This is a genomic window from Sphingomonas jatrophae (assembly GCF_900113315.1).
GTDB classification, from domain to species: domain Bacteria; phylum Pseudomonadota; class Alphaproteobacteria; order Sphingomonadales; family Sphingomonadaceae; genus Sphingomonas_P; species Sphingomonas_P jatrophae.
Genome location: NZ_FOZG01000001.1, coordinates 1,396,250 through 1,420,217 on the forward strand (window position 1 = coordinate 1,396,250; position 23,968 = coordinate 1,420,217).

Below are 23,968 nucleotides of genomic sequence, written 5' to 3' on the forward strand. Positions count from 1 at the left end.
GCCGCTCAGATCATCGGCCATTTCGAGGCGATGATCTTCTGCTGGATCGCCTCCAGCATCGTCAGCACGTCGCCGCGTGTCGCCTTGGTGAAGTCTATGTTCAGCTCCATCGCGTCCGAGCCGGCGATCGTCGTGCCGGCGCTGACCGCGACATCCTTCAGGTTGGGCTTGCCCCGAACCGTCGTGAGTTTGACCGTCGCCATTGCCTGTCTCCGGAGAGGAAGGGGATGCCGGGGCGGCGGAGATCGGCTCGCCGCCCCGGCGCCCGGCCGGAGCGCCCCTCAGCGCATCGGCCGGACTGGTCGCCGCCGCGGTCAGACGCGGCGGATCGGTGGATCAGGTCGAGATCGTATATTCGAGGTCGAAACCGGCGATGGAGCCGGCATTCAGCGTCGCCGTGCCGAACGTCACCCAGATGTCCTCGTCCGCCGTCAGCGGCGGCTGGAAGAAGGTCGCCGCGTTCGGGCCGAGCGCCGTCGGCGTATCCGAGGCCGTCAGCGTCTTCGTGTTGACATACTTGGTCGGGTTTGCGGTCGTGCCGATCGAGACGGTGGTGGTGCCGAATGACGTATTGGTGATGCCCGTGAAGCCGCGCACCGACGCGCCCTGCGGGATCTTGCCGATGTAGAGACGATCGCCCGCGGCGAACGCCTGCGCTGTCGGCTTCTGTGCCCGCGTGCGGCGCTTTTTGGCGCCGACGAGGCGGCCGTCCAGCTTCTTGGGCGGGTTCTGCGTGCCGTCGGGCCCACCGACAAACTCGTTTGCGTAGAAATCAGCCATGTGTCGTCTCCCGCGCGAGGGAGCAGGGCGGCGCGATCGGCCGCCCCGCCGCCCTTACGCCGCTTCGCTGTTGAGGATGATGCCGACCTTGCCGGCCTGCGTGCGCGTGGCGGCGCCGGTCATGCCGGCGAAGACGGACTTGGTGTCCACCTTGCTCGGCTGATCCTTGATCGCCGTGCGCAGCCGCCGCCAATAGTTGAGCCGCACGCCCGACTTGACCCAGAAGGGGTTCTTGGTGTAGCCGTTCGCGTCGACCGTCAGCCCCTGCTGGAAGGTCAACAGCATCGGGTTGCGCAGCTCCATGTGGATGAAATTCCACCCGAGCAGCCGCTTGATCTTGCCGTTGACGAACTCGCCGCCGAACGCGCCCTTGAAGTCGGACGACGTCGCCGGCACCTCGCTCAGCAGATCGTCATTCTGCTCGGCGTCGATTACCATGAACTTTTCTTCGTTCACGTCGACGAAGCCCTGCGTCAGCAGCTTGTCGGCCGCGCGCAGCTTGGCGACATTGAACCGCTGCGGCACGCCGCCGGCGCCGCCCACCGTCACCGGTACGATCTGCCCGGCCGGGAACGGCGTGACGATCGTCGCGTCCTTGCCGCTGATGATCGGGCGGTAGATGCCTTCGAGGATGCGGTGATCGCGCGCACGATTGATCGTGCCGACCGCGGCCATCGTATATTCGCCTTCGAGGCTGATCTTGGTAGCCATCTCGTCGGCGCCATCGACATATTCGAGGAAGTAGAGCTCGTTCGGCTTGTTCAGCCAGACGCCGTCATGCGGGACGTTCGTCTGCTTGAGGTCGCCGTGCCGCTCGTCCGCCTCCTGGGGCAGCGTGTTGCCGACCAGATCCTTGACCTTGATCCGCTCGGTGCCGCTGTCATCCGTAACCTGGACGGCCCATTCGAGCTGGGACTGCTGCTGCTGCAGCACCATCTCGACGTTGTTGTTGTACTGAACCTGTGCGGTAGTGTTGACGTTGTCGGACATGACTGTCCCCATCGAAAAAGGTGGCTGACCGATTTCGAAGGGCTAGGGGGCGAAATCGCCCGGCCGCTCTATCGTTTAACGCCCGCGATCGGCGGCGCATTCCAGCGCGGGGACCGGGGCGTATCGAGGCTAGGCCGGCACTAAGCGGCTGTGAAATCCCACTTCGCGACTCGCTCGTCAATGGGCATGAGAAGGGTTGAGGGGGCCTAGCTGCATGAAAATCGAATACTCCGGTGCTGCCGCAATGGCGGCGCTTCTTATCTGCGGGATGGCCGCACCGCGGGGCAGCGTTCCCAAGGCGCAAGAACTGACGTCCGCTCAAGCATCGACAACCAAGCCCATGCTGACCCGCCCCGAAACAAGAGACGACAGGCTCGCGTTTGCGTGTCGACCGGGCGAGGACATCCGGTGGTCGGACCTGTGCGCCCAATGGAAGGCAGCAGATGCTGCAGATCGATCCGCTTACTGGACAATGGTGCAAGCGGTACTGTCGCTTCTCGGTATCGGCGGCCTCATCTACAACTTGCTCCTTACACGCGCGGCGGTGAAGTCCGCGGAGGAAGCAGGCACATATTCGATCGCTGCTGTCGAGGCGGGCAACCGTTCTGCAGAGGCAGCTGTGAGGAGTGTGGAACTTGCTGAGTTGAACTCGAAACGGGAACTTCGGCCATATCTTTCCGCGTCTGATCCGATCGTGTCGGCACATGGCCCGGACTTCACTGCCGTGGCATTAACCATTACCAATGATGGAAAGACCCCCGCCTTCATCCGGTCAGTGAAACGAGCGGTGTTCCCGCACCGCTTTCCGGTTCTTCTGGCAGATGTAGATTTGTCCGTGCTGAAACCGTTCTTCAATTTCCAGACACTTCTTGTTCCAGGAGGCAAGCTTAGGATATCGACAAGCATAACCGGAGAGCCGGACTCTCTAGACGAAGCGCTTGCCGACACCATGAACACTTCTCTGTTCACCTTCTGCGAAGTAGAGTTCGCAGATGTGTTCGGCGATAAACATGTTCATCAATCATCTTTTAGAAGCGGCGGTGTCTGGTTCGGAACAGGAACAGACTTCGTAGCCTGTTCATTCTTTAATCGTCAGGCTTCGCTGAAGAACCCTGCCTAATCGCTCGCCTAGTGTCAGGAATCCCGCCTATTGTTCCACACGTGCTTCGACAACTCTTCGCCGCGTTCAACTTTAGAACTTATCAACTTGCGCGCCGTGTCCATCGGAATTTTGGCAGTATCAACAACGTTCTTAATTAGCCACGTGCGATCAGATACATACTGCCCCTCTGAAGCTATGCCATCTATGTCACTGATTTCAGCAACAACCGCCGGGACCACGTCGTCTGCAAGCTGCGCCTCGAAGGTTACTCTCTGATTCCGATCACTAAAGACGTTCAATTCATCATTGATCGTAGGCCCCGAGAACGTACGAACTAGACGCGGCGCCGTAAAAGAAGTCTTTCGCTGTGACCGCTCCAGCCGACTAACAGCAGTGGTAAGAGCCTCTATCTTCTCCAACAAAAACTCGTTAGCTGTCACTTCGACACTTTGAGGCGATACTGTCTCAAATCGAAAATTTTCTACAAACGAGGTATATGTTCCTTTTTGCGCGGCTTCCTGAACCTCTCGAATGCGATCTTCGAGACGCCTCATGAAGTCTTCAATGGCATTGAATTCAAGATCCCTTTGGTAGTCGATGTAACGGACGTTTCCGATATCGAACGGAGGCTTGTGCACCTTGTCGGTCACGATGATCGTTGGCTTTTTTGTTGATAGGCGCAGACCTGCTTCCAACATCACGTTGGAGTTCAATCCGCTTACGTCGCAAATTACTACGTCATTTTCATATAAATTTTGCAGGATGGCGGATTGTATAACATCTACCTCAGGGTTTTCCCAAACAAGCTGTGCGCGCATGCCAGCATTCTCAATCGTCTTCTGGAGGATTCGTCGAACCCGAACCCAATGCGCTTCAGAGTACTCCTCGCCCATGGCCGCAATGGGCATGACGATGCCGCACACCTTCTGTGCGTCTGAGTTGATAGCCTTTCCGCTGCCCGCCGATCCGAGAGCTTGACCCGAATTTTCCTTCTGCGGCGGCATCCGACTCTCCTGCTCAGCTAAACGTCTCGGCGGAAGGACGGGTCAGGTGATCGCTTCGCTTTGTCAAGCAGCGGCAGCTGCTGCCTCATTCAGCCGATCCCACCGGATCCGCTCCGGCGATCCCTTCACCATCACCTTTTTCTGGAACTCCGGATCCGTCTTCAGCCGGTCCATCTCTGCCCGCGCTTCGGTGCTGGTGATCCCGAACCGCCCCTTCCCGCCGTTGATCAGCGTGTCTTCGGCCATGCCGTTGCCGAGCTTCGCCAACAGATCGAGAGCGCGATCGGCGCCGAGTGCGTTACGCAACCCGCCGAGATCCGCCTTGGTGAAGCCGAGCGCCCGAGACGCCGCCTCCACCTGCGCCAGCTTCTCGTCGCGGCCGGCGCCCCACTCCTTCAGCTTGGCCGCCGCCAGCCCATCCTGCCGCTGCGTCTCGGCCGCCGTCTCGTCCAGCTGCGCCTGGATGTAATCGCCCACCAGTCCCTCGAACGCGCCCTTTGGCACACCATGCTTCAGCGCCGAGGCGCGCAGCGCATCGTTCAACGGCTCGTTCAGCTTCACGCCGTCGGGCGCCTTGATTTCATAGGCCGTCGCTTCCTTGGGCACGCCGATCGCCTCGCGGAACGTGGCGATTTCCTCCGGCTTCGCGCCCTCCCCCGGCACGCTGATACGCCCGCTGCCGCGCAGCGCCTTCTCCGTCTCGCGATAGCTCCTGGCGACGTCGTCGAGCGACTTGAACCCCTTAGAGGCCAGCCAATCCCGGTGCGACGGCGCATTCTCGTCACCCGGATCGGCCGAGAAGGATTGCAGCCAGTCCGCCGCCGGCCTACCACCGTCGCCGCTCGCCCCGCCATCGCCGCCGCCGCCAGCGCCGCCGCCGGCGCCGCCATCCCCGGCCGCCGCCCCGCCCAGCAGCGCGTCCAGGTCGCCACCCTCGCCGCCATCCCCGCCGTCAAATGCCATCGTCGATCTCCATGAGCTGCCGGACGACGCTCTCGTCCAGGTTGAGGTAATTGGTGATCCGCAGGAACACGTCCCGCCGCCCCTCGCGCCGCGCCATCACCAGCGCATCGCTGTCGAACGTGGGCCGGTCCGCGAAACAGAAGTCGCGCAGGTCCGCGAGCACGATCTGCCCGTCGCGCCGCAGCTCGCCGTCCACATGGAACAGCCAGCGGTAGAACCGGCTGACCGGCACCCCGCCCTTGAACAACGCTTTAAATGCGCGGCTGATCTTCACCGATCGCACGCGCAGCGCATTGATCTGTGCCGCGCTCACAACCCTGTCCTCGCAACCGCAATCAGCCGACGAAGTGCCTCTGGCGCCACCATGATGTAGCCGCGAGCCTGTTGGTAATCGCTCAACAGCACTCGTTCGGCCCACGCGACTGTGCTCGCGGGGTCAGGTTCAGGCACCGCCGAGAAGCGCACGCAGCCACTGTGCGGGCATGTATCGACCTGCAGATCCATCAAGCCGCCTCGCTGATCTGGTTGGCCTTGGCGAGATCCGCATAGGCCGATGCCGCGCCCTGCAGCTGCTCGACGCCGGCCGTCGCCGCCTTCGCGTCCTCGCGCGCCTGCCGCTTCGCCGCGACCTTGTCGGGCGTCGCCACCCAGCGCGGATCCACGCCGAGCACGTCGGCCAGCCCGGGCGCCGCCTCGTCCGTGTCGATATGGTCGAATACCGCCCCGTCATCGACCTGGGCGAGCGGCGCCATCGCCTCGATCCACCGCGCAAGGCCGGCAGCCCGCTCCGCCCGCGCCATGCGTGTCAGCGGGTTTTCATATTCGGTCTGCGGCCACGCCCCCGCCTCGCGCGCCTCCTCTGGCAGCGGCTCGACCTGCCCCCGCAGCATGGCGAGCTCCAGATCGCGCTGCGTCACCGGGTTCTGCTTCTCGGTTTCGTATCGCCCGGCATAAGGCGCGACGAGCACGCCCTGCTTGCCGATCATCTCGATCACCTGCGTCGCCGTCATTCGGTCGCTCGGGTCCGTCAGGATCTTGAAGAAATCCTCGAGGAAGGCGGTGCGCACCACGCGGCGCTCGCCTTCCATCATCTCCAGCCCGATCGGCAGGTCGCTCCCCTCCGGCCCGGGCACGCGCGCCATCAGCGTCTGCCCACGTTCGTTCACCAGCCCGGGCGTGATGCCGCCCGGCCGCGTTATGATGCTGCTGATCCCGTCATCGTCATAGAAGGCGAGCGCCGGATCGACGATCTTGTGCGCCGCCCGCAGCAGCGTGTGCGCCACCGTGTTCAGCGTCCGGATCGACGGCAGCACCTTCATCGCCGGCGATTGCCCATATTTGTCGCCGGGCCCGGTCACGTGCCGGCTGACGCTGATCGGCATCGAGTGGAAGCCCTTGCGCCGCAGCACCACCTTGTCCGCGATCGCGACGTGGATGCTTGCGACCGGCAGGCGCCGCCAGTCCAGCGCCTCCCGCTCGATCTCGCGGTTCGGCCGCACGACGTGCAAGATTTCGAACTTGGCGTCCGGATTGCCACCCGGCCGCAGCGCATCGCGCATCCGGCCTGTCAGCGCATCCTCGCCGAACTGCTGCGCGCATTGCCGCGCCGTCAGCTCATATTTGCGGTGGACGGTATCGACCCGGCCGGAGAAATCCTCGTCGATCCAGATCTCGCTCAGGTGGATCGTCTTGTAGAACAGGCCGAGGCCCGGCCGCTCGCCCGTCCACAGCGCGCCCGTGCCGTAGGTGCCGAGCTGGCGGAAATCCTCGTCGCCCTGCACCTGGAAGCCGGCGTGCGGGGCATAACGCATCGCGTGCAGCCGGTCCGCCGTCTGCGCGCACCAGCGCCGCACGTTCGGCAGCTTGTCGAGGTCGGCATCGCCGAACTTCAGGCGGATATATTGGGTGTTCCGCGGGATCGTGATCGCCGCCATCGCCGCCGCGAACCGGTCCAGTCCCTCTACGGCCGTGACGTCGTAATTCGCCGCGCCGCGCACGCTGCCCGGGGTTTTCCCGCCGGTGAAGGCGCCGGCGCCGAGCGGGTTCACCCGTTCGTCAATCTCGCGCCACACACTCTCCCACGGCATGCGCTCGGCTTCCATGCGCGCCTGATCGCGCATGATCCCCTGCACCAGCGCATCGTCCTGCAGCTTGTCGTCGGCCATCTCGGTTGTTGCCTTGTGTTAAGCGGAGAGGCGCGCCGATCTCGCGCCCGCCCTGGCCTAGAAGTGGATGTCGTTTTCGAGCTTCACCGTCTGACCCGGCGCGATCATCAGCGGTTCGGACCGCATCGTGCGCGCCACCGGCTTGCCGTCGACGATCAGCGCATAGCCTGCGACCTGATAGGCGGCGCCGCCCTGCGCGGGGCCGTGCAGCGTCACCGGCTGGTCGAGCATCAGCCCGCGCGGGTGATCCTTCCACACCTCGCCCTCGATCGCCTGCGGCTGGCTCCCCGCCACCTCGCGATCCCCCTTGCCGACGAAGGCGATCTCGACCGTCTCGGCGCCGGCGATCGCCGCCTTCAGCGCGTCGCGATCGAGCGCCTTGTCATCGTCGATCGCCTTCAGCGTGCGCGGCTTCTTCTCGGCCGGCAGCTCCGCCACCTTGGCCTTCGCTTTTTTCCCGCCAGCCTCGGCCTTCTCCGCGCGCGCGATCGCCGCGTCCCGCTCCGCCATCAGGTCTGCGACCTGCTGCTGCAGCGCCGCGACATTCGCCGCCGTCTGGCTGCTCCCATCGGCCCCGGCGTCGAACGCCCTTCGCGCCTGCTCCATGGCGTCGCCGCCCGTCTGTTCCGTTCCCATCATGCGTCCTTTCAGCCGAGGATCAGTTTTCCACCCGTCAGCGGCGCCTCGGCACCCGTCGCTCCGGTGATGATGTCGGCCGCGCCGCCCTTGCGCCGCCGCAGCTCGTCGTCCGCCGCCACCTGGGCGACCGCATCGTCGCGCGTCACCGACGGCAGCGGCGACGGCGCCTTGCCGGGGGTCGAGACGATGCCGAGCGCCTTGAGCGGCGCGGCGATGATCTTCCCGAGAATGGCCATGGTCACATGCTCCTGTGCCGGGGGCTCATCAGCGCACCCCCTGGTGGACGTCGAAGTCGCTGTCGTTGCGCACTGCGCGCGTGCGCGGGCTTTTGCCGCGCAGGCCGGAGACGACATGCTCGCCCTCCAGCGCCGCATATTGCTCGGCATCGGCAACGTGCGTGTAGATCGTGTCGGCGATCTCCAGATGGCCGCGCGTCTCGCCCGTCTGCAGCGTCGCTTTCTGGTAGCGGTATCCGCCGAGGTGCGCTTTGATCAGATGCTTGCAGCTCTCGTCGATCGAATAGCCGCCGCGCGCGTCCAGTGCCCGCCAGATCGCCTCGTTGCGCAGCGCCGCCCGGTTCGATTTCGCACGATGCACGCGCACGCCGATCGCCGCCTGGAAGGCCAGCAGCCAGTCATGCTCATTGTCTTCGCGATCGTCGGCCGCGAACGCTGCCGGATCCGCCACCACCCGCAGATCCTCCGGCGCGAGATCCGGGAAGCGGTTGGACAGCACCGCCTTGCACCGCTGCCCGAACGCTGTCGGGCCGACCTTCTTCAGCGCCTTGCCGCGTTCGTCGAGGTTCACCACCTCCACCAGTGTGCGGATCGCATTGTCGAAGTCGCGCTGCAGCCCGGCCGCTGCGGCGAACAGTCCCTGATCCACCCCGAGGATCAGCTTGCGCCGTGGGATGAAGATCAGCGGCCGGACATGCTCGGTAAACGTGAAGCTGGCATTCACCGGCAGGCCGTGCTGCATCGGCACCGGCTTGTTGTCGACCATGCGCGCGACGTAGCCCGGCTTGTGCTTGTTCGCCGCGACCTGCAGCACGTAATAGCCGCGGCCGTTCGGCAGGTTGTGCAAATTCTCGGCATCCGGCTCGCGCCCGCCCGGCTGCACGAACCTCTCGATCAGCGGCCGTCCCTGCAGCGCGGTCGCGAGATCCGCCCGATCCTGCTCGCTCATGCCGCCCAGCTCACCGTCGAACGCCAGCCGGTAGATGTGGTTTTCGATGTCCGGCATGTTGAGCGAGCAGATGATCTGCGGATCCACGACGCTTTCAGGAGAAAGGTCCGAGAAGCGGCCGACGCGCCCCGTCAGGAACGGCACCAGGTCCTCGGGCTGGAGATCCGCTTCGTCGATGATGACCGCGTTGACCTCCCAGCCGCGGCACGCCTCCTCGACCGACTGGTCGCCGATCGCGCGGAACTCGAACTCGATGTCCAGCACGTCAATCGGGCGGCCGTCGCGGACATTGCCCTCGCGCCGCAGCACGCGCCGGAAGCTGTGCGTGTAAGGCGGCTTCCACTGGAAGTTGCCCTCCGCCTCGGGCACGATGTTGAACCAGCTCTTGAGCGTGGTGGATTGCAGCGACGGGTAGCTCTCGCGGATCACGCCGATGCGTGCCTTACGCCACGTCACACCCTTCGCGTCCACCGTCCCCTTCTGCAGCGCACCGACCCGCAGGCCCTTCTGCAGCGCCGCCATCGTCTTGCCCGAGCCGACCGGCCCGATGATGATCGAGATGAACGCCCGGCTGCGCATGAACGCATCCGCCACCGGCCCCGGCGAGACGAGGCGTCGGCGCGGCGTCATGCCCCTGCTCCCGGCAGCAGGCCGCCGATGCGATCCGCCAGCTGCGTCGCCCGCTCGGCCGCGGCGCGCACGGCCGTCCGCGCGGCGACAAGCTCGGCATCGCTGATCGGCCGCTCGGCCGCAATCTTCGCCCGCAGCGCCCGCGTGCCGATGCCGATCGCCGCCGCCAGCGCCGGTTGCCCGCCGACGATCTCGGCCGCGCTCTCCAGCGCCTTCATGCGCCGCACGTCGCGAGTTGAGCCGTTTTTGCGGCTCAAGTTCCGGAAGACGCCGTTGGCGATCACGCCTCGTCCTCCGGATCGGCCGGCGCGAACTCCGCATCGTCGGCGAGGATGTCGACCTCGGTATAGTCGGCGAGCTCGGCCGCGGTATGCGTCACGCCCTCGATCACGAGATCCGCCACGCCGCTGAACGTCATGTCCACCGCCGTCGGCATCTTGCTTTCGAGATAGGGCAGCAGCCCCTCGGCGCATCGCACGCGGAGCGCCTGCGCCGCCTCATAGGACATCGTCTCCTCGTAGGAGACGAGCTTGCCCTCCTTGTTGACGCTGAACACCTTGTCCCGCTTCGATGCCTCCATCAGCACCTCGGGCGGCGTCGCCTGGATCTGCATCAGCGTCAGCGCCGGATGCTGGCCGAAGCCGAGGATGTAGCGCTTGAACTCGTCCGTGCGCTTGTTGCGCGATCCGGCCGGCCGGCCGCGCTTCGTCTCGCGCGCCTGGCGCAACACCGCCAGCCGGCCGGCAGCGGGGCCCAGCTGCTCGCGCGCGTCCAGCATCTCTTCCGGCGTCACCGGATCGAGCATGTCCAGCTGCTCGGCCGGCTGCGCCTGCGCGACGAGCGCCTTGGCCTCCGCCACGAACTCGTCGACGATCGCGGCGTCTCCCGTCGGCTTAGTTGACATGGGGGTGCCCTCCGCCCATCGTCGGCGCATCGCCCCTCAGCGAACCGGACCAATCTTGATCCCTGACCCGCTCCGCCAGCGCGCGTGCCGCCGTCTCTCCGACGCGGCCCGCTGAGCGAGCAGAGGCACGATCCCCCGACCCGTTATCGAGCCACCAAGATCCGCGCTCCGTCAGCGCTGGCACGAAGCCGCGAAGAAGGGGGGAGCCGGCCCACGGCCAAAAAACGGCTGCTGCCGCCCCCTGATGACTGGCGCGCGCGGCGCTGGGGGGGGCCGGGGGGGCCTCGGCCGGATCGCCCAGGCCGCCCCCGAGACGCTGCGGCGACAACCCGCCAAGCTTCTGCGTCATGCCAGAAAGGCGAGGCATAGCAGGCACTTGGCCGAGCCATTCCAACGCCGCCATTCCAACGCCTGCCGCGCCACCCGTGTAAGTGCCTGAAATCGCACGATCCGCTCGGCCCGCCTGGACGAGCTCGCCCGCCGCCCGGCCGAGGCACCCCCCCGCCCGAAACCCGCGCCGAGCGCCCGCCCTATCCAGCCCCTGATCCGGCCCGATCGAGACCGGCGAGGCATATCCGCCCCTTAAACAATCCCGGTTCCGGCCGGTCGCGAGGGCGGAACCGCGTGCGGAACCGCCAAGCTGCTGATCCCCCTCACTCTTTCCCTTCTGGTTCCAGAGTTCCAAGGTTCCAGAGAGACAGAGCCTTACGCGCACAGGCACCCACGCAGCCGCACGCATCACGCGCAAGGCCGCCGCGCCGGAACTCCGGAACCGGGCGCAACTCTCCTGTCGGATCAGGCACTTAGGCGTTCCGCGCTCGGTTCCACCCCCCGGAACCGTGGAACCGCCTCCCCCTGACCCGCCGCAGGCCGACGAATGGCCGCCGCGCCAATTCCTCTCCGAAAGCAACGGGCCGGGGGCACGGGCAAAGGAAGACGAGCGCAAGTATTCGCGCGCGGCAGGCAAGTCATCGCCCTCCCCGCCCGGAGTGGTCGAGCGGAGCGGGGCCGCACCGCGCCGGCGCGCCTCCGGCGCCCCGACGCTGGCCCCGCGCGTCATCTGATGCCCGCGCCTCATGCCGGATCGCCTGCTGCATCGTCGACGATCGCGCCGACCGGCACGCACACCGCGCGCAGCGATCGCCCGTCGAACTTCACCTTCACGCCCGTCATCGCGCCTGGAACGCGGCCGAGCGCCTGGCTCCACGCGCCCGCCCGCCAGCGCGAGGTCGAGAAGATCGCTGCGAGGCTCAGATGCTCGCCGCAGACGGCCAGCATTGCCTCGCCGTCACCGCGATACGCCTTGGCGCCACGCACGCCGGCTTCCGTACGGGTCGGGGTGACGAGCTTGAGCCCCTGATGCTCCAGCCGCCGCGCGAACTTCGTCTCGCGCGCACCGCCCATGTCCGGCGTGCGCGCTTCGTTCAGGGCCTCGTTGATCCAAGCCGCTACCGTCTCGCGCTCGTCACCGCCGCGCGCCTGCACCGCGCTCGTGGCGAGGTGCGTCAGGCAGGCGTCATGCTCCTCGTCCGCGTCGCGGATCTCGATCATGCTCTCCGGCGCACACCGCACCGCCCATTCGTCGACCAGCTCGCGCTCGGGGGCATGGTCGTAGAGCAGCAGGTCCGCGCAGGCGAGCAGCGTGCCATATTGGTCTTGGCCCCGCGGCACGTGGCCGACGCGCTCCAGCGCCTTGCGGTAGAGCCGCAGCGTCTCGGCAAAGCGCGGCCAGCCGTCGATCATGCGCCGCTGCAGCTGGCGGCCGAGCTCGGGCAGCTTCAGCGCGTCGAGGTCGATCCCGCTCTCCGCCTCGTCGCCGGCATCGGCCGGGTCGGGGGCCGGGAACGGCATCAGCTCGAGCACGGCGAAGCGTGAGCGATCCGCCGGCAGCATCTCCGGCATCAGGATGGCCGAGAACTGGAACGCGCTCAGCAGCGTGAAATCGTGCGCCTGGTGGTCGGCGCCGCCCTTGCTCATGTCGTCGCCCGAGGATGCGACGCGCGCCAGCTCGATGATCGCGCGCGTCTTCTGCGCGTTGAACTCGCTCTGCTCGAACTCGTCGAAGATAACGGGCACCGTCTGCTGCCGCAGCTTCTGCCGGATCGCCGCCTCGCTGGCGGAGCCGGTGCGGATCGCGGATCCGCTCAGCAGCCGGTCGAGCAGCTTGTTCTTGCCATTGAGCGTCGACTTGCCGGTGCCCTTCCCGCCGGTCACGAAGATATGGCTCCGCCAGTCGACCGCGCCGCAGATGTAAGCCTGCCCGATCCAGCCGAGCGCCAGCATCGCGTCCAGCCCGGGGCGCTTCCATTGCCACGTCGACAGGATGTGCAGCAGCCGCTCGCCCGCCTCCACCGGCACCGGGTCCGGGTGCGGCCGCGGGATCGGCGCGTCGGCCGGATAGACGAAGCCGTCGATCACGCCCGGATCGAACCAGCGCGCCGCCTTAGCCGCGCCGTCCACCCGCCGCTGCGTCACCATCACCTTGTCACCGGTGTGGATGACCAGCGCACCATTCTTGCCCGGATGCGCGCCACGCCCCCGCACGCGGCCGAGGGGGTCGAAGATCCCCGCCTCGCCACATGCCGCAATCAGCGCCTCGCTCGCCTCGTCCTGAGCAAACCCGACGATCTCGCTCGGCTTGGTGATCTCGCCCGTCTTGTGATTGACCCTTGGAGCGCTCCACCGCGGCCAGAACTTCGTCGGCAGATGCGTCAGCGGCGCGAACAGCATCAGCAGGTTGTTCTTGCCGTGATCGCGCGGATTGAGCGCGATCAGCTGCCCCTGAACGTCGAGATAATAGCAGGTCTGCTGCTTCATCCCCAACGCGCGCACCGGGCAGTCCTTTGGGATGCGCGGCCGATCGAGACCGTCATCCTCGTCGCGCCCACCGAACGGCGCCTGATCCCCCTCGTCCGCCAGCCGCGGCGCGTCGATCGGCGCATCCAGCGCCGCCCCGATCGCCACCACGTTGTCAGGACGCCCCCCGCCGGCCATCAGGCGCCCACCGGCTCGATGCCGCGGTAGCGCAGCCGCTCGGCGACCATGTCATAGTCGTCGGCCGCCTGGCGCTTGGCGACCGCACGCTTTGCCGCCTCAAGCTTGGCGATCTGCCCACGCGCCGGGGGCTGGAGCCGCAGGCTGGTGGGCTGAAGCTTGCCCTCGTTGCGATCCCACGGATTGCTCACGCCGCCGCACTCCCACGCTCGGCCAGCGCGGCCTGCCACCAAGCATTCATGTCCTTGAACCCCACTGGCGGCATGACGAGCTGCACGTGCTTGCCGCGCGCCTGCTGCTTGGCGATCGCGCGCTCCAGCGCCTCGACCGCGCGGATCTTGTCGTCGCGGTCCGCCACGATCACGATCCGCTCGATCAGCGGCGGAAACTCGATCGCGCCGATGTTGCCGACCGAATAGGCCGCACCCACGCGCGCCTCGGGCTTGGCGCAGGCGACGGTCAGCGCGTCCTCAATCCCTTCGGTCAGGTAGATCGTATCCGGCCGCTTCAGCGCGCCCAGGCTGACGCCGCTCGCCCCCTTGGCGATCGGCACGAACGCGCCGCCCGATCGGCCGAGGATCTTCTTCGCATTGCCCCGCGGCACGCCGAGCTCCGCGCCATCTGCTTTCACCCAGCCGCGGGTCCGGGGATCGCGGCCAAGCCACGTGCGATGCGTCGCCACCTGCGCGCCGTCCGGCGTGACGAGGCATGCCACCATGCACGGCAGCTTGACGCCCGCATCCACATTCCACACCTCGGCATGGTAGCGGAGCGACCCCGGCCAGCGCTTCTCCGGCAGCAGCTCCGCGCGGATCCCGCGACCTTCGAGATAGCGCGCCGCCGGCGTCCCCTCGAACGCTTCCGGCGCATTCAGCCACAGCGCCCGCGCGCCGCGGATCTTCGCCTCGCGTTCCTTCGCCGCGGCCTGGGCATCGCGCTCGGCCGCCTGCGCCGCCTGATACCGCACCCGCTCGATCCGCGCCGGGTCCATCGTGTCCAGGCCGAGATAGGACTTCGCCCACGCGATCGCCGCGCCCTTGTCGCCGCCATGGTTCCGCAGCGCGACGAGGTCGATCATGTCGCCGCTCTCCGCCATGTTGGCATAATCGCGCCATTGCCCCTGGTGCGCGCCCTGCAGCTCCACCTTGAGCGAGCGGCCGCCGTCCGAGGTCGGCGTGTCGGACAGGTTGTTCGTCTCCCACCACCGCCGGCACGCCGATCGGCGGCCGTTCGGCAGCAGCCACGTCGCCAGCTCGGCCGCGCGCGCATTCAGCCCGCGGGCGATCGTCGCGACGTCGATAGCGGGCGCATGGCTCGCAGCACGGTTCATTGCCGGCCGACCACCATCACGGTGATCCCGGCCGGCGCCGCAGGCGCCGTCGGCAACGTCAGGCCGAGCAGGTTCGTCGCGAGGCTCGGCAGCGTCAGCGACTGCGCCTGCTTCCAGCACTTGCCGGCAAAGCCTGTCGTCGTCGCCGTGCCCACCTGACAGGTGAACGGGTCCGCCGTCGTCTTCGCGCTGGCGAATGCCGTCGTCGGCGCCGACGTGAACGTGCCCGGCCACGCGCCCGAGAAGGTGCAGTCCGCCAGCGTCGTCGCCGTCGCCGGCATCACGACGGTGGCGCTCGCCGCATCCTGCCGGTGGACGCACGGTACGCCGGCGCCGGCCGTGCCGCCTACCGTGTCCGTCGCCGGCGCTGTCACGCACGTCGGTGGCACCGCCGCCGCCACCTGCGCCGCCACGTCCGCCGAGGTCATCGGAGCGGGTGCGACGACGCCCTGCAGCGCGAGAGCAAGCAAGGCGATCATGCCGCCATCTGCTTCGCACCGACGCCATTTGCGGGCAGGCGGGGCAGATCGAGCCTGCTGATCGCCTTCGGCAGATAACCCGGCGTGAGCACCACCTGATCGAAATAGACGGGGTTCGCCGAAGGCGTACCCGAGTCCTGATAGATGACGACACGCAGGCTGCTGGCGTTGGCCGGCACCATCAACCCGCTGATCACCCAAGGCTGCCAGCCGTTGAGGTTGGCCGAGATCGGCGCATTGGCCCGGGTGGTGATCGTCACGGTCCCGCCGGACGGCGCAGGAGCTGTGACCGCCACGCGCGCGGCGCCAGCAGTTGAACCGGTTGGCCGGTAAAGCCAGACGGTCAACGTCACCGGCTTGCCGCGTAAGGAGGCGAAGGCCGGGATATCCTGGTAGATGTAGGCGCCTGCGGTCGAAGCCGTCAGCTTCAAGGAATAGCCAAGCCGCTGATTGCGGTAGATCGACGTGTCCTTCTCAGCCGTGATGGTGCCGCTGCTGAGCCAGTTAGTCGGCAGACCGGGCGAAGTCGGCCACAGCTCAAACCCGCCGTTCAGCAACAGGTTCTGCGATGCCGCCGACGGTTCGAACAGCGAGACCGCGCCGCGGGCAGGCCGCGCCGGCGCTACCGCCAGCTCGCCCCGCACGGCCGGCACCATCGCCCCAACAAAACCCGGATCAGCCGGGTGGATGCCGTCGCCGACTGCATCGAGATACCAGCTGGCAGGCTTCCCCGCAGCGATCCAAAGCGCATAGCTGTCGATCACCTCGACATCTGGCCGTAGCCGCGCGACGTCGCGCCACGCGGCATACGCCGTCGCCATGAAGTCATCCCCGTAGCGCGGGTTCTGCGTCACGATGGCGATCGGCACGCCCGGATGGAACAGCCGCCACATCTCAACGCCGGCCAGCAGCTCGCCCCGCACCATTTCGATCGTCGTGCCGACGACATGATTGTGCCCGTGGTTGAAGATCACAGCATCCGGCGTGACCCACGCCAGTTGTGAGGCACCCGTCCAGAACGATCCCATCGCGTAGAACAGCGCCGCACCGGGCACCGCGAAGTTCTGGATCGTCAGCGTAGGTCCGCTCCCGCTCTGCACGATCGTCTGATCCGTATAGGTGGAGGTCGTCGTGTTCCAGGTGTTGACGATGATCGTCGCGGCCGGGAACAGCCGGGCATATTCATCCGCCAGCCGGAACGGCATTTCCCGCGGCGCACTGGCAGAATTGCCCGTGCTGTCGCTGTCAACGAGGATGCTCGCGTCTCGCCCCTGAAGGAGCTGCCACTTGATATGGCCGAGAGCGGTCGTGCCGGTGAGCGCATAATCACGCGCCTTTGCCGCCAGTCCGCGTGCAGGGATGTCCTGCGCCGCCGCAGGCGTGACCGCCAGCACGGCAAGCAGCAACGCGGCAATCAGTCGTGCCAGAGCGTGCATCAGTTGCTCCCCCGGATGACCACGGCCGGGGTGCTGGCTGCGCCCGTCTTGCTCCATGTCATGAAACCGGAGCCCGTGAAGCTGTAGGTGCCGTCTGAGCCGATCGCCGTGCCCGTCTGCAGCGTTCCGTCCACCCACGCTTGCGCCTTGGGCGTGCCGCCGGCCGTCAGCGTGCGGAACACCGTGATCGTGTCTCCGCCACTGAGCCCCGAAACCTCCAGCTCGACGGTGGCGAATGCCCGCATGTCCTGCGCTACCGCGCCGTTCGACCACGTCGTTGCGGCCTGCATCGGCGCGGCGGCAGTGAGCGGGTTACTCTGCCCGGCCGGCGCGCAGTTCTTGCCCGCCGCGTCGCACACCAGCATCACCGTCCCGCCTGCCCGCACGCCGGCGGCTGCTGTCGGGAAGCTCGCCTGCGCCCACGCGACGCCACTTGCCAGCAACGCCACGGCCACCATCGCCAACTGCTTCATTCCGCCGCCCCTCAATTCGGCACGCGCGACAAGGTCGCCGCGCAGCCAATCGTCCCGCTCAGCTGCACCCGCACCGATGCCGACGCGCCGAGGCGCACCTGCGTGCCGCCCGCCGTATCGCTCGCCGCCTTGCTGCTGATCGTCTGGAAGCCGCCGTCCGGCCCTTGCACCTGCAGGGCGACTGTCCCGTAGGCGGTGCAGACCTGCGCGAAGATGTAGTCGCCCCCGAACGCCGTCTGCGCCGCCGTCGCGGCGTTCGCGCTCACCAGCACCAGCACCTCCTGCGCTGCGATCGGCTGGCAGTCGCGCCCGTCGCGGCACGTCAGCGGCACGACGCCGGGCGCGCGCACACGCGTCGCGACCGTTGGGAAGGTCGACTGACCGTGGGCCGCATGGCCGAGAAGCACGCCCGAGAGCAGTAGCAGCCCCGCAGCGACGGAGAGGCCCGTCCGCATCCTCATTCCGCCGCTCCCGCCTTGCGTCCCTGGGCGAGTGCCGCCCCCAGTGCGATGTGCAGCCGCGCCGCCTCGGTCAGCGTCAGCCGGTTTTCCGCCGTGTCGATCGCCAGCGCGATCGTGCCCGGCACCTCGAAATGCGCCCGCACCTTGCGGTCGGGCCGATCGGTGTTGGATGCGGAGCCCGGGGAAGTCTCCGCACCCGCCGCCGCGGGGACGGGGGTGTCCTGCGGCGGTGTCTCGTCCGCGCTGATGCCGCCGGGGTAGAAGCCGGTGCGGCGATGCAGCTCGATCGTCAGGCTCGGCGTCAGCGCCCGCGGATCCAGTGCCCGCCCTTCCGCCTTCGCCAGCCAGTCCGTTCCGACGAGCAGCCGGTGCGCCGCCTCCGCCAGCTCCAGATCCTGCTCCCGCCGCCAGTCGCGCAGCCCCTCGGCGAACCGCCCCGCGCGCACGCGCGCCTCGGGCGAAAGCTGGCCGCGCAACCGCGCGATCGCCGCCTGATCGATCATCGCGCCGCCACCCGCGCCTGCACGCGCGCAAGGATCTCGGCGATGCTGGTCGGCCCTTCGACCGGCGCGCTGCCGCGCATCGAGCCGTTCGGACCCCACAGCTGCTCCGTCCGCTCCTGCTCGCGCAGGCGGTTCGCCTTCACCTGCAGCGCCGCCTTGCGCCCGCCCACCTGACGGTTGCGCCGCGTCTGTTCGGACACGGCACCAGCCCGCGGAGAACGCTCCGTTTTGCGCGTTTTACGCACATTGTCCGCTTGACTTGTCGGGAACGGAACGGGAACAGATGAACCCGCTGTTAGGGATGAGGTCTCGCATGAAGCAAGAGGACACGCCTTCGTCATGCGGCTTCCCGCTGGTCGCCAGCTGCAGGAAAGAACACGTCAGCCGTGATCGCATGGCCCGTGAACTCTCGCAGCTTCGGCATCAGCTTGGGGCCCGGCCGGCGACGGCCCCGCTCCCAATCAGACCAAACCTGCCGCGAAGTTCCTACCCCAGCGGCAGCCGCCTCAAGGGTCAGGTTATTCGCCTGCCGCCACCGACGGAGCGGATGCGCTATGCTCGCCTGCCTCATAGTCGCACAGGTAAGCCATACGCTTACTGTTTGACAAGGGCGTGTAAGCAACTTAGCGGCTCGACCGTGTCAGCGGAAATCTTACAGTTTCAGTCGATGGCTGAAGCGCCCAACCGCATTCGTGAGCTGCGCATGGCAGCAGGCCTCTCCCAGCAGAAGTTGGGGGACGCGATCGGCACGTCCAAGATGACCGTGAGCGATCTCGAGCGCGGCAAGATGGAGCTGACCCTAGATTACATGCGTAGGCTCAGTCGTGCACTTAGCTGCGCACCAGCCGATCTCCTGCCAGAAGAGGACAATCCCTGGTCTCTCACAGCGGAGGAGCAGACGCTGATCACGCGGCTGCGTGAGGCGAGCGAGGAGCAGCGCGAAACACTTCACCGCGTCACCGACGCCATGCTACCCTTCAGGGGCAAGAAGGTCGCTTAGCGGAGGAGGTGGCTATGCCGCGGGTTTTCGCCTGGATTTACCAGGCCGTCGCGCTTGCCACGTTCGTATTTCTGACCTTCTTCGACGGTTACACCTACACCGCTTGGAATTGGCTGATCGCGATCCCAGCGAACGCGTTTATGTCAGCGATTTGGCCGCTCTACTGGACGCTTTTGCGTTGGGTCGAGGTGTTCATGATCCGCAGCTAAGCGGGCTTGTCAGCGTATCGCTTACATTTCCGCTTGACGCTGTAAGCTACATGCTTACGTTGGCCGCCGTTCACACGAACGGAGGCGCATCGTGTCCCCTTCTCTTTCTCCCGCTACGGCCCGTGCCGAGGCGCGCTGGGGATCCGCTCCCCTCCCGCCGCGGCCTGCACTCACCTACGGCATGGGCACCATCGCCCGCCGTCTCGGCTGCGATCAGCGCAGCCACAACTGGCAGGTCAATTACCTCCGCCAGCTGATCAAGCTTGAGGGCTTTCCCGCGCCGCTGCCGCATCCCCGCGGCACCAAGCTGCTCGTCGGCGCCGAGGCAGTCGGCACGCACGCCCGCTGGCAGCGCATCGCCGTCGACGCCTGGTTCGACGGCCAGCTCCCGCCCGGCGCGCTCGAAGCGCTCACCCCCGGCGCCGCCGCCGAAGCCGACGCGCTCGACGCCAACGCCGGCAACCTTGACGCGCTGCTCGCCCAGCGGAGGCGCGGATGACCCGGCCGCTTCGCGTCAGCGTCACGAACGCGCCCGATTATCTGTCGGCCGTCGGCGATCCGCAGAAGCAGATCCCGACGCACATCGCCGATCTCGGCGAGGGACCGGTCCAACTGGTCCACGGCGACGCGAGCTCGATCGGCCACATCGTGATCGAAGGCGCCAGCCGCATCGCCCTCTACGTCTATCGCGAGCCGTGCAAATGCGGCTGCGGATCGGTCGGCCGGGGCATCATCTACACGCCCAACCCCGAGCAGGCGCGCGCAATCGGCACCACGCTGCTCAAGATCGCCGACGAGGTCGAGCAGGCCGCCGGCGAAGCTGCGGCGGCCGTCATCGCAAGGTTGCTCGGCAAGTGACCGCCCCGCTCCACCCCGACGATCGCACCCGCCCGCACCGGCGCGCCCCCATCCACCCGCTGGGTGAGCCCGCCTCGCAATTCGGCCGCGTCGAGATCGCCATGTCGATCTTCGCGCTCTCCACCTTCGCCTGGATGTTCGCGCGCGTCCTGCTCCACTGGTGGCGCGGCTGATGTCCGCCCCGTGGAGCGGGCGGGAGCTCGCCGTCCTCCGCCGCCACTATCCCGCCGGCGCCAGCGGCGCCTGCCTCCGCTTCCTGCCTCGCCGCAGCAAGCGCGCGATCATCGTGCAGGCCACCCGCCTGCAGATCCGCACCACCCGAAAGGAGCGTCCATGACCGCCTCGTTCGAAACCGATCTCGTGCCCGACACGCTGCAGCCGCGCGTGCGGATCAACTATGCGAACGGCTGGTCCGCCAGCGTCGTCATCCGCACGCCCGACGCCTCCTGCGAGGCGCAGCTGGCCGCCTTGTCCGCCTGCCCGACCGGGCGCTGGAGCGACGGCATGGCCGAGCTCGGCGAACAGGAGGCGACCGCGGAACAGGTGGTCGATTTCCTCAACCGCATCCGCAACCGCCCCTCGCTGATCGATCGCGGCCCGCTCCTTCCCCGCCTCGACATCGTGCCGATCGAGCCGCACACCGCCTGCCGCGCCTGCGGCTGCACCCCCGGCGACGCCTGCCTCCACGATCGCCAGCCCTGCAGCTGGGTCGAAGACGATCTCTGCAGCCGGTGCGAAGCGCTCGGCCGCGGGAGGGCGGCGGCATGAACAAGCCCACCGCGATCGAGCGGCTGCGCGCCGCTGTCGAGTTCGTCCAGTCCGAGCGGCAGGCGAAGCGATCCGCCGACACGATCATCGCCGGCCTCGTCGAGCGCTACGGCGCCCGCCACCGCTCGACCGGGCAGGAGCATCAGCTGCGCGCCGCCGGCGTAGCGTCCAGCTGCACGTGGAGCCGCGACGAAGGGCTGCTCACGAATTGGGAGCGCACCGCCGGCCTTCGCCTGATCGGTCACGCGCAGGGAGGGTTCGGCCGTGAGTGATTCGCTTCTCACCGGCACGCTTGCCGAAGCTGCCAGCGCGTCCGGTATCGCATTCCCCGTTCGCGTCGACGGACCGGACGAGGCCGGCACAATCGTAGATGCCAACGGCATGCAGGTCTGCATCGTCGACGTCGAGCGAGACCTGGAGGACGAACAGGTGGCACGCATCGTCGGGTTCCTCGTTCGCCTGTTGAACGCTGCGGGGCAGTGAGGTGGAAGCCCCTTCCCTCAACCGCAACCAGCGCAAGCTGCTGGAGTGGCTGACCGAGATCGCCGCGATCGGGGAGCCTTGCCCCTACAACGCCGCGATCCGCACCCGCCTCGGCCTGGCGCACGACAATGCCGGCAGTCGCCTGCTCGCCCAGCTCGAGGAAATGGGGCTGGTGAAGGTCGAGAGCGGCAACAAGTGGCGCGTCGTCACGATCGTCGCGACCGGCAAGTCCACCAAGCGCCCGCCCGCCGCGCCGGAGCCGGTCCACGCGGATCCGCTCCGCGCGGCCCGCACGCGATCGGCAGAGCCATCGCCCATGGCGCGCCTGCTCGCCGTCGCACGCGACGTTCGTGCCACGGCCCCGCCGCCGGCCGCCGCGCCCGCGGCCGAACCGCAGCCACCCGCCCCGGCCATGTCGGAGCTCACGCCCGAGCCGGCGTTGCCGGTCGAACCTTCACCTGCCCCCGCCATCGAGGAGCCCTTGCTTATGGCTGTCGAGCCAACCGCACCCACGCCGCCCGCCCCCGCGACCGCAGCCCCGAAGGCACCGGCACCCACCGGAGAGATCGGCATCTGGCCCGAGCTGAGCCGACTGGACGCCGCCGGCGAATGCTCGCTGGAGATCATGATGCGGACCGCCCCGGGCGCGGACGCCCGTGTCTTCCTCAGCGTGCCGGTCGACCGCCTCGCGCTGACGATCCTCGCGGCCGCCGCGGCGGCCCGGGTGCGCGACGCCCTTCTCGCCCAGTCCAACTAGCATCCGCCGCAACAGGCGTCGGATCGGGGGCGGCATTCAGGCTGTTTCGCCGCCCCCGTCTCGGAGACCGTCCATGACCCTCCGCCCCCTTGGCTTCGACTTCCCGGCCACCGCGCCCGAGCAGGACGGCATCCGCCTGTCCGGCCGCAGGCCCGAGACGATCGACCGCGACGAGCAGCTGGCCGAGCTCGGCGACGAGCTCAGCCACCGCCGCGCCGCCTACCCTGAAATGATCCGAAAGGGATTGATCCAGCGCGCCGACGCCGATCTCCACGTCACCATCCTCGCGGCAATCCGCGACGAGGTCGCCGTCCGCGCCGCCGCGGCCGAGACGCCCGGCGCGCCGATCGGCCCCACGCTGGCCGAGATCGAGGCGCGCGTCGCGGCCTGCACCGTCAGCTGGGACGAGAAGATCCGCGAGCTCCGCCGCGAACTCGCCCTCCGCCGCAACATGTGGGGCAAGCGTGTCGCCAAGGGCCTGATGTCCGCGGCCGAGGCGCGCCGCCGCATGGAACGGCTGGAGGCGGTCCACTGGAGCTACTGGATGCGCCTCGACGGCTATGAGCGCGAGCTGCAGGGCCTCCCCGCCGACGTTGCCCGCGATCACCTGCGCGAGCTGCAGGCGCGGCGCGACGCTTGGGCCCGCGCCGGCACCGCCTGCCCGCCCGACGAGATCGAGGCGACCGTCCCCGTCGACGGCGCGGCCGAGCCGATCACGCTCCGCCACCGCCTGCCCGGCCCCTTCCACGTCCGCACCGACGCCGCCGGCAGCATGGTGCTCAACGCCGAAGGCCAGCGCGGCCTCTACGCCATGCACGCGGATCTCGCCCGCCGCCGCACCGACCAGGACGCCGCCACCATCGCCGCCGACGCCCAAGCGATCGCGCAGATCCTCTCCATTGTCGCGCGGTCTGCCACCCGAGCAGCCGCCGCCCAGCTTAGGGAAGCCGCATGAGCCTCGACCTGAACACGCGTTGCGCGGAGATCGCCGACAAGGTCGTGCCCGAGTATCGCAGCGGCCAGCGCACCTATCCTTGTCACGGTCACACGGCCAAGCGCTGGGACGCGGCATACGAAGGAGCGCGATCGGCCCTCCCGCCCGCGGGTGGCGCGCAGTTGCGGGAGGCGGCAAAGCTGGCCGTGGCGGACGCCGCCTATCATCTCCGCAAATATCGGCCGCATGTGCTGGAAGCCCTTGAAGCCGCCCTCTCCGTTCCCGAGCCGGGCGGGGTGGAGGCTGACGGGCAAGATCGCAAGTTCGCCTTCCGGAACGGGCAATTCGTCAACCGGATCAGCGGCGAACCGATCCCGCCCGACGAGCCAATCATCATCTTTCGCGCTCGCGATCATCACGCGCTGCCTGTGCTGCTCGCCTACCTGTCCATGGTCCGCGACCCGCATCACCAGCAAGCCGTGCATGATCGCATCGCTGAGTTCGAGGCGTTTGCGCGCGAGCACCCGGAGCGGATGAAGGAGCCGGGCATCACGCACCACATCGCGCTGAACCAGCCCCCCGCCACGCCAGCGGATCAAACGGAAATCAGCATCGCTACACGGCTGTTCGTCGAGGCCATGGAGCCCAGCCGAGATTTCAAGCGCAATCCGCACTATCAGGACGAGCTTGACCGCTACCGGCCTGCAATCGCCAAAGTGCTCGCTCTCCGCCCCAGCAGCGGGGTTGCGGTGCACGACGCTGCCCGCGCAAGGGCGCGCCGGGCGATTACGGATCGGTTTTATCGCGGCGGCAACGTCGTACAGATTGCGTCCGTGAAGCCGTCCGAGCTTGTCGACCTCGTTGTTGATGCGCTCGCCGCCGCACCGACGCCCACCAGCGCGGGGGAAGGGTGATGGCGTA

General features: G+C 67.7%; 35 protein-coding genes. 13 read left to right on the forward strand and 22 right to left on the reverse strand.

Annotated elements, in window-relative coordinates:
* Positions 1-5 precede the first annotated feature (5 nt).
* From BM360_RS06590 to BM360_RS06600, 3 genes are all read right to left on the reverse strand, one after another.
* Positions 6-203: a hypothetical protein gene (locus BM360_RS06590; protein WP_093312617.1), complete on the reverse strand. Its 198-nt coding sequence runs from the start codon at positions 201-203 to the stop codon at positions 6-8.
* Between the two features lie 133 nt (positions 204-336).
* Positions 337-780 carry a hypothetical protein gene (locus BM360_RS06595; RefSeq protein WP_093312621.1) on the reverse strand — a complete coding sequence of 148 codons (444 nt, stop codon included), beginning with the start codon at positions 778-780 and terminating at the stop codon, positions 337-339.
* Positions 781-834: 54 nt separating this feature from the next.
* Positions 835-1,770, reverse strand: coding sequence for a phage capsid protein (locus BM360_RS06600; protein ID WP_093312624.1), 936 nt, complete (start codon positions 1,768-1,770; stop codon positions 835-837).
* A gap of 214 nt (positions 1,771-1,984) precedes the next feature.
* Here BM360_RS06600 and BM360_RS19275 point away from each other — a divergent pair, with 214 nt between their 5' ends.
* Positions 1,985-2,890, forward strand: coding sequence for a hypothetical protein (locus BM360_RS19275; protein WP_131819196.1), 906 nt, complete (start codon positions 1,985-1,987; stop codon positions 2,888-2,890).
* Positions 2,891-2,904: 14 nt separating this feature from the next.
* On the opposite strand, the gene BM360_RS19280 is transcribed toward BM360_RS19275, so the two are convergent.
* From BM360_RS19280 to BM360_RS20105, 19 genes are all read right to left on the reverse strand, one after another.
* Positions 2,905-3,876, reverse strand: coding sequence for a hypothetical protein (locus tag BM360_RS19280; RefSeq protein ID WP_131819197.1), 972 nt, complete (start codon positions 3,874-3,876; stop codon positions 2,905-2,907).
* Between the two features lie 63 nt (positions 3,877-3,939).
* Positions 3,940-4,839 (reverse strand): hypothetical protein, encoded by a 900-nt coding sequence (locus BM360_RS06605; protein ID WP_131819198.1) that lies wholly within the window; start codon positions 4,837-4,839, stop codon positions 3,940-3,942.
* Positions 4,829-5,152 carry a Bbp19 family protein gene (locus BM360_RS19285; protein ID WP_131819199.1) on the reverse strand — a complete coding sequence of 108 codons (324 nt, stop codon included), beginning with the start codon at positions 5,150-5,152 and terminating at the stop codon, positions 4,829-4,831. The genes BM360_RS06605 and BM360_RS19285 overlap by 11 nt, the downstream gene beginning before the upstream one ends.
* A gap of 190 nt (positions 5,153-5,342) precedes the next feature.
* The gene (locus BM360_RS06615) at positions 5,343-7,004 is read right to left on the reverse strand and encodes a portal protein (RefSeq protein ID WP_093312631.1); all 1,662 of its coding nucleotides are present in this window, start codon (positions 7,002-7,004) and stop codon (positions 5,343-5,345) included.
* Between the two features lie 57 nt (positions 7,005-7,061).
* Complete coding sequence (locus BM360_RS06620; RefSeq protein ID WP_093312633.1) at positions 7,062-7,643, reverse strand: hypothetical protein; 582 nt, start codon at positions 7,641-7,643, stop codon at positions 7,062-7,064.
* A gap of 8 nt (positions 7,644-7,651) precedes the next feature.
* The gene (locus BM360_RS06625) at positions 7,652-7,879 is read right to left on the reverse strand and encodes a hypothetical protein (RefSeq protein WP_093312635.1); all 228 of its coding nucleotides are present in this window, start codon (positions 7,877-7,879) and stop codon (positions 7,652-7,654) included.
* A gap of 28 nt (positions 7,880-7,907) precedes the next feature.
* Positions 7,908-9,458: a hypothetical protein gene (locus tag BM360_RS06630; RefSeq protein ID WP_093312637.1), complete on the reverse strand. Its 1,551-nt coding sequence runs from the start codon at positions 9,456-9,458 to the stop codon at positions 7,908-7,910.
* Positions 9,455-9,715, reverse strand: a complete 261-nt coding sequence (locus BM360_RS06635) for a helix-turn-helix domain-containing protein (RefSeq protein WP_131819200.1) — start codon at positions 9,713-9,715, stop codon at positions 9,455-9,457. The genes BM360_RS06630 and BM360_RS06635 overlap by 4 nt, the downstream gene beginning before the upstream one ends.
* 23 nt (positions 9,716-9,738) lie before the next feature.
* Complete coding sequence (locus tag BM360_RS06640) at positions 9,739-10,362, reverse strand: hypothetical protein (RefSeq protein WP_093312641.1); 624 nt, start codon at positions 10,360-10,362, stop codon at positions 9,739-9,741.
* 1,074 nt (positions 10,363-11,436) lie between these two features.
* Entirely contained in the window at positions 11,437-13,356 is a 1,920-nt protein-coding gene (locus tag BM360_RS06645; RefSeq protein ID WP_093312643.1) for a hypothetical protein, read from the reverse strand.
* Positions 13,356-13,547: a hypothetical protein gene (locus BM360_RS06650; RefSeq protein ID WP_131819201.1), complete on the reverse strand. Its 192-nt coding sequence runs from the start codon at positions 13,545-13,547 to the stop codon at positions 13,356-13,358. Before BM360_RS06650 ends, BM360_RS06645 begins: the two co-directional genes overlap by 1 nt.
* The gene (locus BM360_RS06655) at positions 13,544-14,686 is read right to left on the reverse strand and encodes a DUF7146 domain-containing protein (protein ID WP_093312647.1); all 1,143 of its coding nucleotides are present in this window, start codon (positions 14,684-14,686) and stop codon (positions 13,544-13,546) included. Before BM360_RS06655 ends, BM360_RS06650 begins: the two co-directional genes overlap by 4 nt.
* Entirely contained in the window at positions 14,683-15,165 is a 483-nt protein-coding gene (locus tag BM360_RS06660; RefSeq protein WP_093312649.1) for a hypothetical protein, read from the reverse strand. Before BM360_RS06660 ends, BM360_RS06655 begins: the two co-directional genes overlap by 4 nt.
* A complete protein-coding gene (locus tag BM360_RS06665; RefSeq protein WP_093312651.1) occupies positions 15,162-16,601 on the reverse strand; it encodes an SGNH/GDSL hydrolase family protein in 1,440 nt (479 codons plus the stop codon). The genes BM360_RS06660 and BM360_RS06665 overlap by 4 nt, the downstream gene beginning before the upstream one ends.
* Positions 16,601-17,074, reverse strand: coding sequence for a hypothetical protein (locus tag BM360_RS06670; RefSeq protein WP_093312653.1), 474 nt, complete (start codon positions 17,072-17,074; stop codon positions 16,601-16,603). The genes BM360_RS06665 and BM360_RS06670 overlap by 1 nt, the downstream gene beginning before the upstream one ends.
* Before the next feature lie 11 nt (positions 17,075-17,085).
* On the reverse strand, positions 17,086-17,535 hold the full coding sequence (locus BM360_RS06675; protein ID WP_131819202.1) for a hypothetical protein: 450 nt from the start codon (positions 17,533-17,535) through the stop codon (positions 17,086-17,088).
* A complete protein-coding gene (locus BM360_RS06680) occupies positions 17,532-18,038 on the reverse strand; it encodes a hypothetical protein (protein WP_093312658.1) in 507 nt (168 codons plus the stop codon). Before BM360_RS06680 ends, BM360_RS06675 begins: the two co-directional genes overlap by 4 nt.
* A complete protein-coding gene (locus BM360_RS06685) occupies positions 18,035-18,238 on the reverse strand; it encodes a hypothetical protein (RefSeq protein WP_093312660.1) in 204 nt (67 codons plus the stop codon). Before BM360_RS06685 ends, BM360_RS06680 begins: the two co-directional genes overlap by 4 nt.
* 137 nt (positions 18,239-18,375) lie before the next feature.
* Complete coding sequence (locus tag BM360_RS20105; RefSeq protein WP_093313834.1) at positions 18,376-18,609, reverse strand: helix-turn-helix domain-containing protein; 234 nt, start codon at positions 18,607-18,609, stop codon at positions 18,376-18,378.
* Between the two features lie 66 nt (positions 18,610-18,675).
* On the opposite strand from BM360_RS20105, the gene BM360_RS06695 reads away from it, so the two are divergent.
* The 12 genes from BM360_RS06695 to BM360_RS19745 all read left to right on the forward strand — a co-directional run bounded on the left by BM360_RS06695 (position 18,676) and on the right by BM360_RS19745 (position 23,961).
* Positions 18,676-19,038 (forward strand): helix-turn-helix transcriptional regulator, encoded by a 363-nt coding sequence (locus tag BM360_RS06695; protein WP_165611215.1) that lies wholly within the window; start codon positions 18,676-18,678, stop codon positions 19,036-19,038.
* A 14-nt stretch (positions 19,039-19,052) separates the two neighbouring features.
* On the forward strand, positions 19,053-19,247 hold the full coding sequence (locus BM360_RS06700; protein ID WP_093312664.1) for a hypothetical protein: 195 nt from the start codon (positions 19,053-19,055) through the stop codon (positions 19,245-19,247).
* 91 nt (positions 19,248-19,338) lie between these two features.
* On the forward strand, positions 19,339-19,746 hold the full coding sequence (locus BM360_RS06705) for a hypothetical protein (RefSeq protein ID WP_131819203.1): 408 nt from the start codon (positions 19,339-19,341) through the stop codon (positions 19,744-19,746).
* Positions 19,743-20,105, forward strand: coding sequence for a hypothetical protein (locus BM360_RS06710; RefSeq protein WP_093312669.1), 363 nt, complete (start codon positions 19,743-19,745; stop codon positions 20,103-20,105). The genes BM360_RS06705 and BM360_RS06710 overlap by 4 nt, the downstream gene beginning before the upstream one ends.
* On the forward strand, positions 20,102-20,278 hold the full coding sequence (locus tag BM360_RS19520) for a hypothetical protein (protein ID WP_165611216.1): 177 nt from the start codon (positions 20,102-20,104) through the stop codon (positions 20,276-20,278). The genes BM360_RS06710 and BM360_RS19520 overlap by 4 nt, the downstream gene beginning before the upstream one ends.
* A complete protein-coding gene (locus BM360_RS19525) occupies positions 20,278-20,442 on the forward strand; it encodes a hypothetical protein (RefSeq protein WP_165611217.1) in 165 nt (54 codons plus the stop codon). The genes BM360_RS19520 and BM360_RS19525 overlap by 1 nt, the downstream gene beginning before the upstream one ends.
* Positions 20,439-20,873, forward strand: a complete 435-nt coding sequence (locus BM360_RS06715) for a hypothetical protein (protein WP_093312671.1) — start codon at positions 20,439-20,441, stop codon at positions 20,871-20,873. The genes BM360_RS19525 and BM360_RS06715 overlap by 4 nt, the downstream gene beginning before the upstream one ends.
* Positions 20,870-21,145 carry a hypothetical protein gene (locus tag BM360_RS06720; RefSeq protein ID WP_093312673.1) on the forward strand — a complete coding sequence of 92 codons (276 nt, stop codon included), beginning with the start codon at positions 20,870-20,872 and terminating at the stop codon, positions 21,143-21,145. Before BM360_RS06715 ends, BM360_RS06720 begins: the two co-directional genes overlap by 4 nt.
* On the forward strand, positions 21,138-21,356 hold the full coding sequence (locus BM360_RS06725; RefSeq protein WP_093312675.1) for a hypothetical protein: 219 nt from the start codon (positions 21,138-21,140) through the stop codon (positions 21,354-21,356). Before BM360_RS06720 ends, BM360_RS06725 begins: the two co-directional genes overlap by 8 nt.
* Before the next feature lies 1 nt (position 21,357).
* Entirely contained in the window at positions 21,358-22,113 is a 756-nt protein-coding gene (locus BM360_RS06730) for a hypothetical protein (protein WP_093312677.1), read from the forward strand.
* Between the two features lie 73 nt (positions 22,114-22,186).
* Positions 22,187-23,068, forward strand: a complete 882-nt coding sequence (locus BM360_RS06735) for a hypothetical protein (RefSeq protein WP_093312679.1) — start codon at positions 22,187-22,189, stop codon at positions 23,066-23,068.
* Positions 23,065-23,961 carry a hypothetical protein gene (locus BM360_RS19745; protein WP_207544535.1) on the forward strand — a complete coding sequence of 299 codons (897 nt, stop codon included), beginning with the start codon at positions 23,065-23,067 and terminating at the stop codon, positions 23,959-23,961. The genes BM360_RS06735 and BM360_RS19745 overlap by 4 nt, the downstream gene beginning before the upstream one ends.
* The last annotated feature ends 7 nt before the right edge of the window (positions 23,962-23,968 follow it).

Coding starts and splice junctions, on each gene's coding strand:
- BM360_RS06590 (WP_093312617.1), bottom strand. CDS start 203: ATGGCGACGGTCAAACTCACGACGGTTCGGGGCAAGCCCAACCTGAAG.
- BM360_RS06595 (WP_093312621.1), bottom strand. CDS start 780: ATGGCTGATTTCTACGCAAACGAGTTTGTCGGTGGGCCCGACGGCACG.
- BM360_RS06600 (WP_093312624.1), bottom strand. CDS start 1,770: ATGTCCGACAACGTCAACACTACCGCACAGGTTCAGTACAACAACAAC.
- BM360_RS19275 (WP_131819196.1), top strand. CDS start 1,985: ATGAAAATCGAATACTCCGGTGCTGCCGCAATGGCGGCGCTTCTTATC.
- BM360_RS19280 (WP_131819197.1), bottom strand. CDS start 3,876: ATGCCGCCGCAGAAGGAAAATTCGGGTCAAGCTCTCGGATCGGCGGGC.
- BM360_RS06605 (WP_131819198.1), bottom strand. CDS start 4,839: ATGGCATTTGACGGCGGGGATGGCGGCGAGGGTGGCGACCTGGACGCG.
- BM360_RS06615 (WP_093312631.1), bottom strand. CDS start 7,004: ATGGCCGACGACAAGCTGCAGGACGATGCGCTGGTGCAGGGGATCATG.
- BM360_RS06620 (WP_093312633.1), bottom strand. CDS start 7,643: ATGATGGGAACGGAACAGACGGGCGGCGACGCCATGGAGCAGGCGCGA.
- BM360_RS06625 (WP_093312635.1), bottom strand. CDS start 7,879: ATGGCCATTCTCGGGAAGATCATCGCCGCGCCGCTCAAGGCGCTCGGC.
- BM360_RS06630 (WP_093312637.1), bottom strand. CDS start 9,458: ATGACGCCGCGCCGACGCCTCGTCTCGCCGGGGCCGGTGGCGGATGCG.
- BM360_RS06640 (WP_093312641.1), bottom strand. CDS start 10,362: ATGTCAACTAAGCCGACGGGAGACGCCGCGATCGTCGACGAGTTCGTG.
- BM360_RS06645 (WP_093312643.1), bottom strand. CDS start 13,356: ATGGCCGGCGGGGGGCGTCCTGACAACGTGGTGGCGATCGGGGCGGCG.
- BM360_RS06655 (WP_093312647.1), bottom strand. CDS start 14,686: ATGAACCGTGCTGCGAGCCATGCGCCCGCTATCGACGTCGCGACGATC.
- BM360_RS06660 (WP_093312649.1), bottom strand. CDS start 15,165: ATGATCGCCTTGCTTGCTCTCGCGCTGCAGGGCGTCGTCGCACCCGCT.
- BM360_RS06665 (WP_093312651.1), bottom strand. CDS start 16,601: ATGCACGCTCTGGCACGACTGATTGCCGCGTTGCTGCTTGCCGTGCTG.
- BM360_RS06670 (WP_093312653.1), bottom strand. CDS start 17,074: ATGAAGCAGTTGGCGATGGTGGCCGTGGCGTTGCTGGCAAGTGGCGTC.
- BM360_RS06675 (WP_131819202.1), bottom strand. CDS start 17,535: ATGAGGATGCGGACGGGCCTCTCCGTCGCTGCGGGGCTGCTACTGCTC.
- BM360_RS06680 (WP_093312658.1), bottom strand. CDS start 18,038: ATGATCGATCAGGCGGCGATCGCGCGGTTGCGCGGCCAGCTTTCGCCC.
- BM360_RS20105 (WP_093313834.1), bottom strand. CDS start 18,609: ATGAGGCAGGCGAGCATAGCGCATCCGCTCCGTCGGTGGCGGCAGGCG.
- BM360_RS06700 (WP_093312664.1), top strand. CDS start 19,053: ATGCCGCGGGTTTTCGCCTGGATTTACCAGGCCGTCGCGCTTGCCACG.
- BM360_RS06710 (WP_093312669.1), top strand. CDS start 19,743: ATGACCCGGCCGCTTCGCGTCAGCGTCACGAACGCGCCCGATTATCTG.
- BM360_RS19525 (WP_165611217.1), top strand. CDS start 20,278: ATGTCCGCCCCGTGGAGCGGGCGGGAGCTCGCCGTCCTCCGCCGCCAC.
- BM360_RS06715 (WP_093312671.1), top strand. CDS start 20,439: ATGACCGCCTCGTTCGAAACCGATCTCGTGCCCGACACGCTGCAGCCG.
- BM360_RS06720 (WP_093312673.1), top strand. CDS start 20,870: ATGAACAAGCCCACCGCGATCGAGCGGCTGCGCGCCGCTGTCGAGTTC.
- BM360_RS06735 (WP_093312679.1), top strand. CDS start 22,187: ATGACCCTCCGCCCCCTTGGCTTCGACTTCCCGGCCACCGCGCCCGAG.
- BM360_RS19745 (WP_207544535.1), top strand. CDS start 23,065: ATGAGCCTCGACCTGAACACGCGTTGCGCGGAGATCGCCGACAAGGTC.